The 19,428-nt window shown below is 73.8% G+C and carries 2 protein-coding genes; both read right to left on the bottom strand.

All coding sequences use genetic code 11. The features are described from left to right. Positions 1-22: 22 nt before the first annotated feature. Complete coding sequence (locus J8M51_RS06855; RefSeq protein ID WP_086756503.1) at positions 23-232, bottom strand: MbtH family protein; 210 nt, start codon at positions 230-232, stop codon at positions 23-25. Between the two features lie 35 nt (positions 233-267). Then, the gene (locus tag J8M51_RS06850; RefSeq protein WP_267299037.1) at positions 268-19,317 is read right to left on the bottom strand and encodes a non-ribosomal peptide synthetase; all 19,050 of its coding nucleotides are present in this window, start codon (positions 19,315-19,317) and stop codon (positions 268-270) included. Positions 19,318-19,428 lie beyond the last annotated feature (111 nt).

The following is a 19,428-nucleotide window of genomic DNA, read 5'->3' as shown; positions in this document are numbered from 1 at the left end:
CCCCCCTCTCGTGTGCCCTGTGTCAGCCGTCCATCGACTCGGCCAGGCTGCGCGGCCGCATGTCGGTCCAGTTCGCCTCGACGTGGTCCAGGCAGGACTGCCGCGACCCGGGTCCGTGGACCGCCCGCCAGCCCGCGGGCACGTCCACGAAGTCCGGCCACAGGCTGTGCTGGTTCTCGTCGTTGACCAGGACCAGGTAGGTGCCCTCGGGGTCCTCGAACGGGTTGCTCATGCCATTCCTCTTTCCGATGTCCGACTTCGTGTTGCTCACTTCGGGTTCCGCTCCGCCCACGCGACGAGCCCCTTCAGGGCCCGGAACCAGGTCTCGGCGAGATCCTGGACCGCCTCGAGCGGCAGCAGTCCTTCCAGATACGACCAGTGCGCGGCCAGGACCGGCCCGTCCGCCCGGTCCTCGGTCACCACGTTGATCTCCAGCGCGTGACCCTCCCGCATCGAGCCCTCCGACCCGATGTCCGCCGCGTCCTCCTCCGGCGCGTACGACCAGTCCGTCTCCTCCGGGATGCCGAACCGGCCCAGGTAGTTGAACTCGACGCGCGGCGGCTCGTAGGCCGACAGCACGTCACGGGTGCGGGGGTTGAGGTGCCGCAGCAGCCCGTACCCGACGCCGTTCGCGGGCAGTGCCGCCAGATGCTCGCGCACCCGCCGTACGGCCTGCTCGGCGGCCGGCCCGCCCGTGAACGCCTCGCCCGTGTCCACCGGCCCCGGATCGAGCCGGACCGGGTAGACGCTGGTGAACCAGCCGACCGTACGGGACAGATCGACCCCGTCGCCGCCCAGCTCCTCCTCGCGGCCGTGGCCTTCGAGGTCGACCAGGACCGAGGTGTCCGCACCGCCCGTCCGCCGCCGCCGGTCGGCGAAGGCGAGAGCGAGCCCCGCCAGCAGGACGTCGTTGACCTGTGCGCCGAACGCGGCCGGGACGGCCGAGAGCAGCGGTCCGGTGTGCTCGGCGGGCAGCCGCAGCACGACCTCGCGCTGGGTGGCGGCGGTGTCGAGGTCCGGGTCGCGGTCCCGGTCGAGCGGCAGGGATTCGGCGCCGCCGTCCAGGATCGCCTCCCACAGGGGGAGTTCGGCCTCCCGCTCCGGTGCCTGGGCCAACTCGGTGAGCAGCCTCGACCAGCGGGCGAACGAGGTCTCCACGGGCAGCAGCGAGACCGGCCGTCCGGCGGAGACGTCCCGCCAGGCCGCTTCGAGGTCCGGCAGCAGCACCCGCCAGGACACCCCGTCCACGACGAGGTGGTGGCCCAGCAGAAGCAGCCGTCCCGGGGCGTCGCCCGCGTCGAACCACACCGCCCTGACCATCACCCCGGCGTCCGGGTCGAGCGACGCCCGTGCCGCCGTGGTGTGTTCGCGCACGGTCTCGCCCAGCGCCGCCGCGTCCAGTCCGGACACGTCGACCCGCTCGATCCAGCCCGCCGCGTCGACCGCACCGACCGGCGGCACCTGCAGCGACCACTGGGCGGTGTCCTCGCGGGAGGGCCGGACCAGGGTGGCGCGCAGCAGGTCGTGCCGGTCGGCGAGCGCCTGGAGCACGGTGGTCAGCGCGGGCAGGTCCAGCGCCGCCGGGGTGCGGACCAGGGCCGCCTGGTGGTACGAGGCGAAGGGGCCGCCCAGTTCGCGCAGCCAGTGCATGACCGGGGTGAGCGGCACACTGCCGGTGCCGTCGTCCACCGGGCGCGGCGCGGACACGTCGGCCGCCTCGGCGACCGTGCCCAGCGCGGCGACCGTACGGTGCCGGAACACCAGCCGCGGGCTGATCCGCAGCCCCGCCGCACGCGCCCGGCCCACCAGCTGCATGGCGACGATGCTGTCTCCGCCGAGCGCGAAGAAGTCGTCGTCCACACCGACCCGTTCGAGGCCCAGCACCTCCGCGAAGACCGTGCAGAGCAGTTCCTCCACCGGAGTCGCGGGGGCCCGTCCCGAGGACAGGGCGGTGAAGTCGGGCGCGGGCAGCGCGGACCGGTCCAGCTTCCCGTTGGCCAGCTGCGGGAACCGCTCCAGGGCGACCACGGCCGCCGGGACCATGTGGTCCGGGAGCCGGCTCGCGACATGGGCCCTCAGCAGCGCCGGGTCGGGCGAGGTGTCCGGGACCGGGACGACATAGGCCACGAGCAGCTTGCGGGGGCCGTCCTGGTGGACGGTCACCAGGGCCTGGCCGACCTCCGGGTGGGTGGTGAGCGCGGCCTCGATCTCGGCGGGCTCGATCCGGAAGCCGCGGATCTTGACCTGGTCGTCGGCGCGGCCCAGGTAGTCGATCCTGCCGTCGGCGGTCCAGCGGGCCAGGTCGCCCGTGCGGTACAGCCGCGATCCGGCCGGACCGAACGGGTCCGCCACGAACCGCTCGGCGGTCAGGGCCGGGCTGCCGAGGTAGCCCCGGGCGAGACCGCCACCGGCGAGGTACAGCTCACCGGGGACTCCGGGCGGCACCGGCTGGAGCCGGTCGTCGAGGACGTACGCCCGGGTACCGGCCACCGGCCGTCCCACGAGCGGCCGTTCGCTGTCGCGGACCCGGCCCACGAGGGCGTCCACGGTCGACTCGGTCGGCCCGTACAGGTTGAACGCCTCGGTGCCGGGCAGTTCCGCGAGCCGCTTCCACAGGGCTACGGGGACCGCCTCGCCGCCGACGCCGACGACCGCGAGCGGGCAGTCGCCGTCGCGCAGCAGACCGCTGTCGGCCATCTGCGTGAAGAACGACGGGGTGACCTCCAGGAAGTCGAACCGGTGCCGCAGCACGGCCTCGGTGACCAGCTCGGGGTCACGCCGGACCTCTTCGGACAGGATGTGCACGCAGTGCCCGTCCAGCAGCCACAGCTGCGGCTGCCAGGACGCGTCGAAGAAGAACGACCAGGCGTGCCCGACCCGCAGATGCCGCCGCCCGGCCGCCTCGATGGCGGGGGAGTAGAGCGTCTCGCGGTGGCTGTGGAACAGGTTGCCGAGGGTCTCGTGGGTGATCACGACACCCTTGGGGCGGCCGGTGGAGCCCGAGGTGTAGATGACGTACGCCGGGTGGCGGGGCGTCAGCGGGGCCGTGCGGTCGGCGTCGGTGAGGTCGGCGGTGTCCTGCGCCGAGAGCCGAGCCTCCGTGGCCTCGTCGTCCAGCACCAACGGTTCGGTGCCGGTCGGCAGGGTGGCGGCCAGGTCGCGGGTGGTCAGGGTCAGTACCGGCCGGGCGTCGGCGAGGACGTCGGCCGTGCGCTCCACCGGGGCGTCCGGGTCGAGCGGCAGATAGCCCGCGCCCGCCTTGTGCACGGCCAGGACGGCCGTCAGGAAGCGCGCGGTGCGGGGCAGCGCGAGCGCCACGAACCGCTCCGGTCCGGCGCCGGCCTCGACGAGCAGTCTTGCCAACCGGTTGGCGTCCGCGTTGAGTTCGGCGAACGTCAGCTCGACGCCGTCGGACGCGGCGGCGGGCAGCTCACCGTGCAGACGCACCCGCTCCTCGAAGAGCGCGGGCGTGGTGGTCGGCGCCCCCGCGGCGGGCCTGCCGTGCCAGCCGCCGAGGAGCCGGGCCCGCTCCTCCGCGCCCAGGATGTCGATGCCGCCGAGCGGGGCGTCCGGGTCGGCCGCCACGGCACGCAGCACCCGCAGCAGCCGGGCCGCGAACGCCTCGGCGGTGCCCTGGTCGAACAGATCGGCGCTGTACTCCAGGACACCGTCCACCCCGGTGCCGTCCCCGCGCTCGACGAAGTCGAAGGACAGGTCGAACTTGGCGGTCGTCTGGGCCACGTCGTCCCGGCGGGCGGCCAGCCCGGGCAGTCCGGTGTCGTCCCCGCCCGACGCCAGGTACACCACCATCACCTGGAACAACGGGTGACGGGCCAGCGACCGGGCCGGGTTGAGCACCTCCACCAGCCGCTCGAACGGCACGTCCTGATGGTCGAACGCGGCGAGGTCGGCCTCCCGGACCCGGCCGAGCAGCTCCCGGAACGTCGGGTCCCCGGAGGTGTCCGTCCGCAGCACCAGCGTGTTGAGGAAGAACCCGACCAGCTCGTCCAGACCGGCGTCGGTGCGCCCGGAGATCGGGCTGCCGATCGGGATGTCGTGCCCCGCGCCGAGCCGGGACAGCAGCGTGGCCACGGCCGACTGGAGCACCATGAACACACTGACCCCGTTGTCACGCGCCAACCCGTGCAGAGCGGCGGCGAGTTCGGCGTCCAGGGAGAGATCGGCGGAGCCGCCCCGGTAGGTGGACTCCAGCGGGCGGGCCCGGTCGACTGGGAGCGCCAGCTCCTCGGGCAGCCCGGCCAGCGCCCGCTTCCAGTACGCGAGCTGCCGTGCCGCGAGGCTGTCCTCGTCCTTCTCGTCACCGAGGACGTCCCGCTGCCACAGCGTGTAGTCCGCGTACTGCACCGGCAGCGGCTCCCACTTGGGGGCGCGTCCGGCCGTACGGGCGGCGTAGGCGAGCGCGAGGTCCCGGTTGAACGGGCCCTCCGACCACTCGTCGCCCGCGATGTGGTGCATGAGCACCAGGACCGTCCACTCCTCCTCACCCGTGCGGAACACATGGACGCGCAGCGGCAGTTCGCGGTCCAGCGCGAAGCCGTACGCACCGGCCTCCGCCAGCAGCTCCGGCAGCAGGTCCGCGTCGGTGTCGACGACCTCGAACGGCACCCGGACCTCGTCGGCCGCCAGCACCAGCTGGTGGGCCCGGCCCTCGTCGTCCGGGAAGACCGTGCGCAGCGTCTCGTGGCGTACGACGACGTCGTGCACGGCGGTCCGCAGCGCCTCCACGTCCAGCGCGCCCGTCAGCCGCCAGGCCGAGGGGATGTTGTACGTCGCGCTGGGGCCCTCCACCTGGTACAGCACCCACAGACGCTGCTGGGCGGAGGACAGTGGCAGCCGCTGGGGGCGTTCCTGGACCGTCAGCGCCGGGCGGGCCGTACCCGTCCCGTCCGTCGCGTCGGCGAGGTGCCGGGCGAGCCGGGCGACCGTCGGCGCGTCGAAGACCGTACGCAGCGAGACCTCCGCGCCGAGCACGGCCCGGATGCGGGCGGTGAGGCGCATCGCGAGGAGCGAGTGACCGCCCAGGGCGAAGAAGTCGTCGTCGATCCCGACCTCGGGCACGTCCAGGACGGCGGCGAACGCCTCGCACAGCAGGTCCTCGCGCGGGGTGCGGGGCCTGCGGCCGGAGGTGAGCGCGGCGAGGTCGGGCGCGGGCAGCGCCTTCTCGTCGAGCTTGCCCGCGACCGTGCGCGGCAGTGCCGCCACGGTGACGAACGCGGTCGGCACCATGTGCGCGGGCAGCGCTCCGGCCGTGTGGCCGCGCAGCTCCGCCGGGTCCGGGACGCGCCCGGCCGCCGGGAGGACGTACGCGACGAGCCTGCGCACGCCCGGGGTGTCCTCGCGGACCACGACGGCGGCCGTGGCCACGTCGGGGTGCGTGGCGAGCAGCGCCTCGATCTCACCGAGTTCGATACGGAAGCCGCGCAGCTTCACCTGGCCGTCGGCGCGGCCCTGGAACTCCAGGGAGCCGTCGCGGCGGCGCCGGACGAGGTCGCCCGTGCGGTACATCCGGGTGCCGGGCGCGCCGAACGGGTCGGCCGTGAACCGCTCGGCGGTCAGGCCCGGCCGGTTCAGGTAGCCCCGTGCCAGGCCCTCACCGGCGAGGTACAGCTCACCGGTGACGCCCACGGGGACGGGCCGCAGCAGCTCGTCCAGGACATGGGCGCGGATGTTGTCCAGCGGCGCGGCCCAGCGGCCGGCGGTGTCGCTGTGCCAGCCGTAGGCGTCGACCGCGCTCTCGGTGGGCCCATACAGGTCGTGGACCTGGGTGCCGGGCAGGGCGCACAGCCGCTCCCACAGCGGGGCCGGGGTCGCCTCGCCACCGACGGCGATCACCCCGGGCAGGTGCGCGCCGGGCTCCAGGAAGCCGTGGTGGATCAGCTCGCGGAGGTAGGTCGGGGTGACGTCGAGGAAGTCGATGTCGGCCCGGCCGAGGTGGGCGAGCAGCGCGGCCGGGTCCGCCATCACGGCCTCGTCCACGACATGCAGTTCATGCCCGGCGAGCAGCCAGATGAGCGGCTCCCAGGAGCCGTCGAAGCTGAACGAGGCCGCGTGCACGGCCCGCAGCCGGTCCCGGCCGAGGGACCGCTCGGCGGGCCGGATGAGGTCGTCCCGGTGGGCCGCGAAGAAGTTGCTCAGGCCCCGGTGGGTGCCGACGACGCCCTTGGGGGTGCCGGTGGAACCCGAGGTGAAGATGAGATAGGCGGTGCCGGTGGGGGCGGGGGGCGCGACGGCCGGTGCCTCCCCCTCGTACGGGGCCAGGGCGTCGATCAGGACGACCGTGCACCCCTCCGGCAGCTTCGGCGCCAGCTCCGCCGTGGTGAGCACGCACAGCGGGGTCGCGTCGCGGAGCATGAACTCCAGCCGGTCGGCGGGGTATTCGGGGTCGAGCGGCAGATAGGCGGCACCCGACTTCAGGACACCGAGGAGCGCCGGGACCATCAGCTGCCGGGGCAGGGCGAGGCCGACGACGCGTTCGGCGGCGGCGCCCCGGTCCAGCAGGAGCCGGGCCACGGCGTCCACCCGCGCGCCCAGTTCCCGGAAGGTGAGCCGGGACGCCCCCGTGGTGAGGGCGGGCGCGTCGGGCCGTTCCCGGACGATGGCGTCGAGGATCTCCGGCACGGACCGGGTCTCCAGGGGGCGGGCCGTGTCGTTCCAGACGGTCGTGACGGCCGTCCGCTCCGTGTCGGTGAGGACGTCGAGGTCGCGCAGCGGGCGGCCGGGCTCGGCGACGGCCCGTGTCAGCAGGCTCAGCAGGCGCTCGGCGAGCCCGGTGGCGGTCTCCTCGTCGGTGAGATCGGTGGCGTACTCCAGCAGGAGCGTCATGTCCTGGCCGGGCCCGTGGTCGACGAAGGTGAAGTCCAGGTCGAACTTCGCCATGCCGTTGTCCATGTCGAACCACTCGGTGGCCAGCCCGAACAGGTCCGGGTCGCCGTCGGGCCGGTGGTGGTAGCCCAGCATGACCTGGAAGAGCGGGTTGCGGTCGGCGGTGCGGACCGGGTTGACGGCCTCGACGACCCGGTCGAACGGCACGTCCTGGTGCTCGAACGCGGCCAGCGCCGCCTCCCGCACCCGGCCGAGCAGCTCCTCGAAGGACGGGGTGCCGGACAGATCGGTGCGCAGCACCAGCGTGTTGACGAAGAAGCCGACCAGTTCGTCCACCGCGCTGTCGGTACGGCCCGCGATGGGCGCGCCGAGCGGGATGTCGTCCCCGGCGCCGAGCCGGTGCAGCAGCGCGGCGGTCGCGGCCTGGAACAGCATGAACATACTGACCTGGTGGGTGCCCGCGAGGTCGCGCAGCGCGTCCCCGGTGGCGTCCGGGAGCGTGGCGCGGACCACGGCCCCGTGCCCGGTGGCGCGGGGCGCCCCCGGCCGGTCCAGCGGCAGCGGGATCTCCTCCGGGAGCCCGCTCAAGGCGCCCGTCCAGTAAGAGAGTTGGCTGTCCTCCACCTCGGTGAGCAGGCGCTCCTGCCACAGGGTGTAGTCGGCGTACTGCACCGGCAGCGGCGCCCACCCGGGGTCCCGGCCCTCGGCGCGGGCCGTGTACGCCCGGTTCAGATCGGCGAGGAACGGCCGGTCGGACCACTCGTCGGTGGTGATGTGGTGCAGCACGACGGCCACCACGTGGTCGTCGGCCGCGAGCCTCGACACCTGTGCGCGGACCGGGAGTTCGGTGCGCAGGTCGAACGGGCGGCGCTGGGCCTCCTCGATCCACTCCGCGAGCCCGGCCTCCGTGCCCTCCGTGAGCCGGAACTCCGGCTCGGCCTCACCGGGCGCCGCGATCCACTGGTACGGCTCCCCGTCGGCCTCCAGGAACCGCGTCCGCAGCGCCTCGTGACGGTCCGTCACATCGCGGAGCGCGGCCCGCAGGGCGTCGATGTCCAGGGCGCCCCGCAGCCGGAACACGAGCGGGAAGTTGTACGCGACACCGTCCCCGGTGATCCGCTCCACCAGCCACAGCCGGCGCTGGGCGGCCGACAGCGGGATACGGGCGGGGCGTTCGGCGGCGGGTTCGAGCACGGGCCGGGCGGGCTGCCCGGTGGCCGCGCGGAGGGCCAGCGTCTCGGGGGTGGGCGCCTCGAACAGGTCACGGATGGCCAGCTCGGCGCCCAGTTCGGTGCGGGCGCGGCTGATCAGCCGGGTCGCGAGGAGCGAATGGCCGCCCAGGTCGAAGAAGTTGTCCTCCGCGCCTGTGCGGGGCAGGCCCAGCACCTCGGCGAAGAGCCGGCACAGCACCTCCTCGACGGGGGTGCGCGGGCCGCGTCCGGCCGACAGGGCGACGGCGGGTTCGGCGTCCGGCAGGGCGCGGACGTCGAGCTTGCCGTTGTCGTTCATCGGCAGTCCGGGCAGGACCACGAACGCGGCGGGCACCATGTAGCCGGGCAGCCGCTGCCCGAGGTCGTCGCGGAGCCGCCGGATCAGCGCGGTGTGACCGCGTCCGGCCGCCGGGGTGTTGGCGAACGGGGCGTCGGCGTCGCGGTCGGCACGCGGCCGGTACAGGCCGGCCGTGCGCCCGGCCCCGGTGCCGGGGGTCCCGTCGCCGGAGGTCGCGCCGTCGGGCACGAACACGGCCTCGTAGGAGCCCGGTTCGGCGGACCAGGTGGTGAGCAGCCGGTAGCCGTGGGACCCGGCGGTCTCCCGCAGGTTATCCGGTTCCACTCCCGTCGCCGCGACGGCGGTGGGCCGGCCGGTGTCCAGCGCGCGCAGCCCGGCCAGGTCACCGGCCGTACGGGCGTCCGGGACGCCCCGCACCCGGAACGGTCCGGTGCCGTCGAGCCGGGCGAGAAGCGCGTCCCGTCCGGTCCACTCCACGGCCGGGACCTCGTCCAGCGAGAGCCCGGCATCGCCCTCGTACAGCACCACGTCGTACCGGTAGCGGGTCAGCTCGTTGTGGTGGCGGCCCGCCTTCGTGCGCAGGTCGACACCGACGCCGAGGGTGGTGAACCAGTCCGGGTCGACGAGGAGTTCCTTCTCCAGCGCGAGACCGCGCTCCACCGCCCGGCGCAGACCGTCCGGCTCGGTGTCCGCGTCGGCGCGGGCGGCCTGGATGCCGGACTGGAACACCCGGGCCTGCCGCAGGTCGCGGACGTCACCGAGGAACAGCGCGCCACCGGGCGCGAGCAGGTCCAGCGCGCCCCGGATCACCTGGTGGAGGTGGTCCAGGCTCGGGAAGTACTGGATGACGGAGTTGATGACGACCGTGTCGAAGAAGCCGGCGGGCAGCCCCTCGGTCACCTCGGCGGGCTGGCAGCGCAGTTCCACCTTGCCCGCCAGCACCGGGTCGCTCTTGACGCCCTCGGTGAGCTTGCGGATCACGGGCGCGGCGAAGTCGGTCGCCCAGTACGCCTCCGCGTCCGGCGCGAGCTTCGACAGCAGCAGACCCGAGCCGACACCGATCTCCAGGATGCGGCGGGGCCGCAGCTCACGGATGCGCTCCACGGTGGCCTCGCGCCACTCCCGCATGCCCTCCAGGGGGATGGGGGTGCCGTCGTAGGAGCTGTCCCAGCCCGCGAAGTCCTCGGTGAACAGCGCGGTGCCGATCTCGGTGTACTCGGCGGAGTAGATCTCCTGCCACTCACCGATCTGCTCCCGCTCGGCCGACTCCCGCGCGTCCCCGTCGAGTTCGGCGGGCACGACATAGCCCACCAGCCGCTTCGTCCCCGGCGCGGCGGTGTCGTCGCGGGCGATGACGGCGGCCCGCGACACCTCGGGGTGCTGCACGAGCGCGGTCTCGATCTCGCCCAGCTCCACCCGGTAACCCCGGATCTTCACCTGGTCGTCGGTCCGGCCGAGGAAGTCCAGGTTGCCGTCCGGGCGGCGTCGTACGAGGTCACCGGTGCGGTACATGCGCTCGCCGGGCTGACCGTACGGGTCGGCCACGAACCGCTCGGCCGTCAGACCGGGCCGGTCGAGGTAGCCGCGTGCCAGACCGACGCCCGCGATGTACAGCTCGCCCGCCACACCGTCCGGCACCGGCCGCAGCCAGGTGTCGAGGATACGGGCGCGGGTGGCGCGGATCGGCCTGCCGACGGTCGGGGTGGCGCTGTCCTCCGTGCCGCCGCCGAGCGTGTTGATCGTGTACTCGGTCGGGCCGTACAGGTTGTAGCCGTACGTCCCCTCCGTGTCCCGCAGGGTGTTCCACACCGTCTCGGTGACGGCCTCGCCGCCGAGCAGCACCAGCGGCGGCCGGTGCCCCTCCAACAGGCCCTCCTCCAGGAGGAGATGGGCGTACGTCGGTGTCACGTTCACCACGTCGACGCGGTGTTCCTCGCAGTACGCCACCAGCGCGGTCGCGTCCCGCCGCAACTCCTCGTCGCAGACGTGTACTTCATGCCCCTCGACGAGCCACAGCAGCTCCTCCCAGGACATGTCGAACGCGAACGACACGGTGTGCGCGATCCGCAGCCGCCGTCCGCCCGCCGACGCGATCGCCGGGGCGAAGATCTCCTTCTGGTGGTTGAGCTGCATGTTCGTCAGGCCGAGGTACGGGGTGACGACACCCTTGGGGCGGCCGGTCGAGCCCGAGGTGTAGATGATGTACGCCGGGTGGTCCAGGCTGAAGGTCACCGACACCGGGTCGGCGGGCAGGGCCGCCAGTTCGGCGGCCACCGCCGGATCGTCGAGCAGCACACGCGGCGTGTCGCCCGTCAGCGTCGCCGACACGCCCTCCGTGGAGAGCAGGAGCAGCGGGCGGGCGTCGGCCAGCATCAGTGACAGCCGGTCGGCCGGGTGGTCCAGCTCCAGCGGCAGATACGCCGAGCCCGTGCGCAGCACCGCGAAGAGTGCCACCACCATGTCGATCGAGCGGGGCAGCCCGAGGGCGATCACCCGCTCGGGTCCGGCGCCGCGCTCGATCAGCAGCCGCGCCATGCGGTCGCAGCGGGCGTCGAGTTCGGCGTACGTCAGGGTCTGCGCGCCGAAGACGAGCGCGGTCTCGTCCGGGGTACGGGCGGCCTGCGCGGCCAGCATGTCCGCCACGGTCTCGTGCGGGACGGGCTGCCGCCGCTCGGCCTCCTCGACGGCGAGCGCCTCGGCCTCGGCGGGCAGCAGGGAGTCCAGTGAGCCGACCGGCGCGTGCGGGTCGGCCACCAGACGGCCCACCAGCAGCACGAAGCGGTCCAGCAGGCGTCGCGCGTGGTCGCCGTCCAGCAGATCGGGCCGGTAGGCGAGGGTCGCCCTGACCGTCTCGCCGGGCGTGACGACCAGGTTCGCCGGGTAGTGCGTGGCGTCCACGTTGGCCACGGCGGTCGCGCCGTGCCGCTCGCGCAGCTCGGCGAGCCGTTCGTCGGTGTCGGCGTTGCGCAGTACGAAGAGGGTGTCGAACAGCCGTCGGTGGCCCGACTCGGCCTGGAGGACGCCCAGGCCCAGGTGCTCGAACGGCATGACCGCGAGACGCTCACCCTGGATCCGGCGCAGCAGCCCGACGACCGGCTCGCGCGGGTCGAAGGCGATGCGCGCGGGCACGGTGTTCAGGAACATGCCGATGACGTTCTCGACGTCGGGCACCTCGCTGGGCCGCCCGGCGACCGTCGTACCGAACGCGATGTCGGTGCGCCCGGTCGCCCCGGCCAGGACCAGTCCCCAGGCCGCGTTGAGCACGGTGTTCATGGTCAGGCCGTGGGCGCGGGCGGTGTCGCGCAGCCGCTCGGCGACCGGCGCGTCCAGTACGGCGTCCAGCTGCTCCGGGATCACCGGCTCCTGGCCCCGCTCGGAGGCGGCCGGCACCAGCAGGGTGGGCTCCTCGAAGCCGGACAGCGCGGCACGCCAGGCGCGGGTGGCCTCGGTGTCGTCCTGCCGCTCCAGCCAGGTCAGATAGTCGCGGTACGAACCTGGTCGGTCCAGTCCCGCCGGGTCGCCGCCGCTCTCGTACAGCGCGAACAGCTGGTCCAGGAACAGCCAGGCCGACCAGCCGTCCCACAGGATCAGATGACGGCCGACGATCAGCCGGTCGCCGCGCTCCTCACCGAGCCGGACCAGCAGCATCCGGAAGAGCAGCGGGCGGGTGAGGTCGAAGCGCCGGGACCGGGACTCCTCCAGCAACTCCCGCATCCGGACGTCCTGTTCGGCCGCCGTGAGCCCCGCCAGATCCACCTCGGTCAGCGGGATCCCGGCGTCCCGCACGATGAACTGCACCGGCTGGCGCAGCCCCTCACTGGTGAACCCGGCCCGCAGGCTGGGGTTGCGGGCCAGCAGGGTGCGCATGGCCGCCGACAGCCGCTCGGCGTCGACGCGTTCGGCGAAGTCGAAGGACTCGTGGACCGTGTAGACGTCGAGGGAGCTGTCGTCGAAGTTCGAGTGGAAGAACAGGCCCTCCTGGAGCGGGGCGAGGGGCCACACGTCCTCGATCCGGCCCGGGGCGAGCCGCTCGACCCGCTCCCGCTCCTCCTCCGTCAGCGCGAACGCCGACACGGCAGGGGTGTCCCCCGGAGCCGTCTCGTCGAGCGTGGCCGCCGCCGCGAGCGCCGCCGGGGTGCGGTGCTCGAACACCTCGCGCGGACCGATCGCCAGACCCGCGCGACGGGCCCGGCTGGACACGGCGATCGAGCTGATGCTGTCACCGCCCAGCAGGAAGAAGTCGTCGTCGACCCCGACCTCGGGGAGCTTCAGCACCGCCGCGAAGATCTCGACGAGCACCTGTTCCCGGGGGCTGCCCGGGGCGCGGGTGACGGTCCCGCGTACGGCCTGAGGGGCGGGCAGCGCGGCCCGGTCCAGCTTGCCGCTCGGGGTGAGGGGCAGCGCTTCGAGGACCACCCAGGCGCTCGGCACCATGGGGGCGGGCAGCGCCTCGGTGACGGCCTCACGGAGGTCGCCCACCTCGGCGGCCCCTGAGGCGGGCACGACGTAGGCGACGAGCGCGTCGTCCCGCACCGTCACGGCGGCCTGCGCGACCTGCGGCAGCCGGACCAACGCGGCCTCGATCTCACCGAGTTCGATCCGGTTGCCGCGCAGCTTGACCTGCCGGTCGGTGCGGCCCAGATACTCGATCACGCCGTCCGGGCGCCGTCTGACCAGGTCACCGGTGCGGTACATCCGGGTGCCGGGCGGGCCGTACGGGTCGGCGGTGAACCGCTCGGCGGTCAGCGCCGGACGGGCGTGGTAGCCACGGGCCAACTGCACACCGGTCAGATACAGCTCACCGGGGACACCGTCGGGGACGGGCCGCAGACAGGCGTCCAGCACCCGGAGCCCGGTGTTCCACACGGGACGCCCGATGGGCACGGACGCGCCGGGCGCCTGCTCCTCGTCGGAGGCGTACGGGTGGTACGTGACGTCGACGGCCGCCTCGGTCGGACCGTACAGGTTGTGCAGCGGTACGCCCGTCAGCGCGTGCCAGCGGCTCGCGGCGCTGACCGGCAGCGCCTCACCGCTGCTCAGCACCCGGCGCAGCGACGCCGACCAGGCGGGGTCGCCGGTGACCTCGTCGTGGCTGAGGAACGCCTCCAGCATCGACGGCACGAAGTGCATGGTCGTGACGGCCTCCTCGCGGACGAGTCCGGCGAGGTAGGCGGGGTCGCGGTGGCCGTCCGGGCGGGCCAGCACCACGGTCGCGCCTTCGAGGAGCGGCCAGAAGAACTCCCACACGGACACGTCGAAGCTCGACGGCGTCTTCTGCAGCACCCGGTCGTCCGCGCCGAGCCCGTACTCGCCCTGCGTCCAGGCCAGCCGGTTCACGATGGCGCGGTGGGTGACGACGACACCCTTGGGGAGGCCGGTGGAGCCGGAGGTGTAGATGAGGTAGGCGGGGTCGTCGGGGCGGGCGGGGACGGGGGTGGCGGTGATGTCGGTGCCGGCGGCCGGCTCGTCCTCCGGGGCGTCCAGCAGCAGCGCCGAGGGCACTGCGGAAACGTTCCGCTCGGAGGGTTGGGATTGGGGCTGGGGCTGGAACTCGGGCAGTCGGCCGGCCGTCTCCGCCAGGGTGACCACCGTCGTAGCGCCCGAGTCGGCGAGCATGTGCGCCACCCGGTCCGCCGGGTAGTCCAGGTCCACCGGCAGATACGCGGCGCCCGACTTCAGGACGCCCAGCAGCGCCACCATCAGCTCCGCCGAACGCGGCACGGCGACCGCCACGAACGTCCCCGGGCGGGCGCCCCGGCCGCGCAGCCGTACGGCCAACTCCTCGGCACGGGCGTCGAGTTCGGCGTAGCTCAGCCGCTCGCCCCCGAAGACGACGGCCGTCGCGTCCGGGGTCCGGGCGACCTGCGCGGCGAAGCCGGCCGCGAGCGTGGTCTCCGCGACGCGACGTTCCTCGCCGGAGGGGTGGGCGTTCAGTGCCTCGTCGGGGGAGAGCAGGTCGAGGGTGGCCGCCGTGCGGTCCGGTGCCTCGGCGATGGCCTCCAGGACGCGGACGAGCCGGTCGCCCAGCGCGCGGACGGTGTCGCCGTCGAGGCGCTCCGCGTGGTGCTTGAGCCGCAGGTCGAGCCGTCGGCCGGGCTTGACGACGAGGGCCAGGGGATAGTGCACGGCGTCGTGGAAGGCGTCGCCGGTGATCCGGACGGTCCCGGAGGCGTCCCGGAGGTCCGTCTCGGCGGGGTAGTTCTCGAACACCACGAGGGTGTCGAAGAGTTCGCCGGAACCCGCGTGCCCGGTGAGCCGCTGGATCTCGGCGAGGCCCAGGTGCTGGTGGTCCAGCAGCCGGGCCTGCTCCTCCTGGAGCCGGACGAGCAGGGTGCCCAGGGACTCGCGCGGGGTCCAACGGAAGCGGGTCGGCAGGGTGTTGATGAACAGGCCCACCATGGAGGCGATGCCCTCGACCTCGCCGTCGCGCCCGGAGACCGTGGTGCCGAAGACGACGTCGTCCCGGCCGGTCAGCCTGCCGAGCAGCAGACCCCAGGCGCCCTGGACGACCGTGCCGAGGGTGATCCCGTGCTCACGGGCCCGCTCGGCGAGCCGTGCCGTGGTCCGCTCGGACAGCTCCAGCCGGACGTGCTCCGGGCGCACGGGTGCCGTGTCGGCCGGGTCGCCGACCAGCCGCGTCGGTTCGTCCAGCCCGGCGAGCGCGTCCAGCCAGGCGTCGCGGGCCGCGTCCCGGTCCTGCTCGGCGAGGCGTCGCAGGAAGCCCCGGTAGGGGGCGACTTCGGGAAGGGCGGGCGCGTCGGAGCCGTAGAACGCCATGAGTTCGCGGTGCAGCACCGGCAACGACCAGCCGTCCGCCACGATGTGATGGAACGTCAGGACGAGACGGCTGCGCTCGCCGCCCAGCCGGATCAGGGCGCAGCGCAGCAGCGGCGGCGCGGCCAGGTCGAAGCCGCGGGCACGCTCGTCGGCGGCCACCGCGTCGCCCAGCGACTCCCGGACCTCGCTGTCCTGCGACGAGAGATCGACCTCTCGCCACGGCAGCGCGGCGTCCCGCGTGACGATCTGTACGGGGGTGCCGTCCGCGCGCTGCCGGAACGCGGCCCGCAGCGGCGCGTGTCGGTCCAGGAGGCCCTGCGCGGCCCGCCGCAGCACCTCGCCGTCCACCGGCCCGGCCAGGTCCAGCACCTGCTGGACGACATAGGTGTCCCCGTCGCCGCCGGTGAGGGCGTGGAAGAAGAAGCCCTGCTGGAGCGGGGTCAGCGGCAGCAGTTCCTCGACCCGCAGCGGGTGCGCGCCCTGGATCTCGGCGAGTTCGGCCTCGTCGACCTCCACCAGCGGCGCGTCGGCGGTGCGGACGTCGACCCGCTCGACGGCGGCCTGTGCCAGCGCCTCGACGGTACGGTGCCGGAACACCTCACGGGTGGTCAGCCTGAGGCCCGACTCCCGGGCCCGGATGAGGAGTTGGATGGCGCTGATGCTGTCGCCGCCGAGCGCGAGGAAGTCGTCCTCGGCCGTCACGGAGTCCAGCCCCAGCACCTGGGCGAACAGCGAGCACAGCAGCCGTTCGCGGGGGGTGCGCGGGGCGCGGCCGGAACTCATGGTCGCGTAGTCGGGGGCGGGCAGCGCCCGTGCGTCGATCTTGCCGCTGGGAGTGACCGGCAGGGCGTGCAGCGGGACGAACGCCGAGGGCACCATGTAGTCGGGCAGCCACTCGGCGGCGTGCGCGCGCAGGGTCCGCATCAGCGCGGTCACATCGCGGAAGGGCGCCGGCCGGTTGGCGTGCGGGTAGGCGCCGGCCGTCCGGTAGAGGGGACCGAAGGCGCCGTCGAGGACGAGGACGGCGTCGAACGCGCCGTCGTCGGCGTGGCCGTTCCAGGTGAGCGCCGCCCGGTAACCGTGCTCGGCCGCCAGCGCGTACAGGTCCTCGGGGTCGGCGCCGGACGCCGCCTCCCGGCTGCTGCCCTCCAGCCGCCGCAGATCCGCCAGGTCGTCCGCGAGGCGCGCGTTGGGCACACCGGTGACGCGGAGCCCCTCCGGCCGCCCGGCCAGCAGCCCGGCCAGTCCGCCGAGGCCGCCGAGAGCCGCCCAGTCGACGTCCGGCAGCTCCCGGGCCGTCACCGGGGCTCCCGGGCGCAGGACGACGTCGTACCGGTAGCGGCTCAGTTCGTTGTGGTGCGTGGCCCGCTTGATCCGGATCTCCGCGTCGAAGCCGTCGAGGGCGGCGAAGAAGTCCGGGTCGAGGAGGAGTTCGCCCTCCCAGCGCACCGACCGCTCCACGGCCGACCGCAGCGCGCTCTTGTCCGCGTCGTCGCCCCCGTCACCGGTGGCCCGCCGGGTCTCCACGGCCGCGCGCAGCGTGCGCAGCAGCCGCAGATTGCGGACGTCGCCGATGAAGATCCGGCCGCCGGGGGCCAGCAGTCCCGACACCTGGCGCACCACGTCGACGAGGTACTCCCCGCTGGGGAAGTACTGGGCGACCGAGTTGATGACGACCGTGTCGAAGTACCCGGCGGGCAGCCCGCCGGTGTCATGGGCGGGCTGGGCCCGCAGCTCGACCTTGGCGGCCAGCTCCGGATCGGCGTCGACCTGTGCGCGCAGCGCGGTGACGGCCGCCGGCGAGAGGTCGGTGCCCCAGTACGCCTCGCAGCCGGGCGCGATCCGGGACAGGATCAGCCCGCTGCCGACACCGATCTCCAGCACCTTCTGCCCGGTGCCGAGTTCACGGATGCGCTCGACGGTCGCGGCCCGCCACTCGCGCATCTCCTCGACGGGGATCGGCGTGCCGTCGTACATGCTGTTCCAGCCCGCGAAGTTCTCGCGGAAGCCGGAGCCGTCACGGGCGGTCGTGGTGTCTTCGGCGCCGACGGTGTCACGGGTGTCGCCGGTGTCCTCGGAACCGGCCGCGCCGTAGAGGAGTTCGTGCAGTTCCTTCCACTCCTCGACCCGGTCGTCCGGGTCCGCGTCGCGCGGCGCGTCGAGGGCGGGGACGACATAGGCGGCGAGCCGGCGGTCGCCGGGCCGGTCCTCGCGGACGACCACGGTGACCTGGTCGACGGCCGGGTGGCCGCGCAGCACCGACTCGATCTCGCCCGGCTCGATCCGGAAGCCGCGGATCTTGACCTGGGCGTCGGCGCGCCCGAGGAACTCCAGCCGCCCGTCGGCCCGCCAGCGGACCAGGTCACCCGTGCGGTAGAGCCGCTCACCGGGCTCCCCGAACGGGTCGGCGACGAACCGCTCGGCGGTCAGGTCGGGCCGCCCGAGATAGCCGCGGGCCAGACCCGCGCCCCCGAGGTACAGCTCACCCGTGACCCCGGCGGGCACCGGCCGCAGGAACGCGTCCAGGACGTACGCCCGGGTCCCCGGGTCGGGCACCCCGATGGGCACGATCGCCCCGGCCGGGATGTCCGGATCGCACAGGCCGAGCGTGGAGTTGGTGGTGGCCTCGGTCGGGCCGTACGCGTTGAACATCATCCGCCCGCGCGCGTACCGCCCGACCAGTTCGGGGGAGACCCGCTCGGTGCCCGCCAACAGCGTTGCCGTGGGCGGCAGCTGCACGTCCTCGGGCATGGCGGCGAGCAGCGCGGGCGGCAGGATCATGAAGGTGATGCCGTGCGCGTTCGCGTAGTCGGCCAGCGGCGCGCCCGGTACCCGCAGCTCCGCCGGGACGACGACGAGCCGGCCGCCGGACAGCAGGCCGAGGCACAGGTCCCAGAAGGCGACGTCGAAGCTGGGCGAGGCGAACTGCAGCACCCGGCTGTGCGGGCCGATGCCGAACCGTTCGCTCTGGGTGGCCACCAGCTTCGCCACACCGCCGTGCGCGAGGGCGACACCCTTGGGGCGGCCCGTCGAACCCGAGGTGTAGATCACATAGGCGGCGTTCAGCACGGTGAGCGGACCGCCGCGGTCCGCCTCGGTGGGGTCGTGGACCGGCAGCTCCGCCAACTCGGCGGCCGTGGCGGGGGAGTCCAGCTCCAGAACCGTCAGGCCCCCGTCCGGGTCGGGCAGGTCCCGGGCGGTCTCGCCGGTGGTCACCATGCAGACCGGCCGCGCGTCGCCCAGCATGTACGCGATGCGGTCCGCCGGGTAGTCGTGGTCGATCGGCAGATAGGCGGCGCCCGCCTTCATGACGGCCACCTCCGCCACGATCAGCTCGATGGAGCGCGGCAGCGCGAGGGCGACGATCCGCTCCGGACCGGCACCGCGCGCGATGAGCGCGTGCGCCAGGCGGTTGGCGCGCTCGTCCAGCTCGGCGTAGGTGAGTTCCTCGTCCTCGAAGACCAGCGCCACCGCGTCCGGGCGCTGCCGCACCCGCGCGGCGAACATCGCGGGCCAGGTGTCCGCCGGCACCGAGTGCCCGGTGTCGTTCCAGTCCAGGACGACCTGCCGGTACTCCTCCGGGCTCATCAGCTCCAGCCGGGCCACGGGGGTCTCCGGCCGCTCCAGCCCGTCGGCGAGCAGCGTGCGGTAGTGGCCGAGCAGCCGCTCGATCGTCGTCCCGTCGAAGACGCCGGGGTGGTAGGCGGCCCGCGCCGCGCCCCCGTCCACCTCCAGCAGTACGTCGACCGGGGCGGGCAGTTCACCGACGGGCCGCGCGGCCGTGGCGAACGCCGTGTTGAAGAACAGGCCGCCGCCCCGCGCGGGCCGGGGCTTCAGCTCCTCCACCAGGAGCCCGATCGGCACCCGGTGGGTCTGCGCCTCCTCGTGCGCCTGTGTCACCCGGCGGACCAGCTCGGCGAAGGTCGGCTCGTGCTCGACGGACACCCGCAGGGGGAGCCCGTCATGGCCCACGGTCAGGTCCGTCGCCCCGGTGTAGCGGTGCAGCAGGGCGACGAACGCCGCGAGCCGTTCGGCGTCGGAGGCGTCCGGGACGTCGGCGAGCACGCGCGTGTCCCGCTCGGTGAGCGGCTGCGGCGGATGGGGCCGATCGGCGGGCAGTGAGATCTCGAGCGGCAGCGATGTCAGCAGCCGCCGCCAATAGGCCAGGACTTCCTCGGTACCGCACACAGCAGTGAGCCTTCCCACCAGTTCGGGATCCGGTTCTGAGCCGGGTCGCGGACATACTAAGGTAAGGGTTACCTAATTCACAGGGTGCCCATAGTGAGAGTTGTCCCAACA

Source organism: Streptomyces griseiscabiei, assembly GCF_020010925.1.
Lineage (GTDB): Bacteria > Actinomycetota > Actinomycetes > Streptomycetales > Streptomycetaceae > Streptomyces > Streptomyces griseiscabiei.
Note: the sequence above shows the minus strand (reverse complement) of the source record. Positions and strands in the feature narration are given on the sequence as shown.

Bases quoted from the DNA above. Each gene is read 5' to 3' on its own strand.
- J8M51_RS06855 (WP_086756503.1), bottom strand. From the start codon at position 232: ATGAGCAACCCGTTCGAGGACCCCGAGGGCACCTACCTGGTCCTGGTC.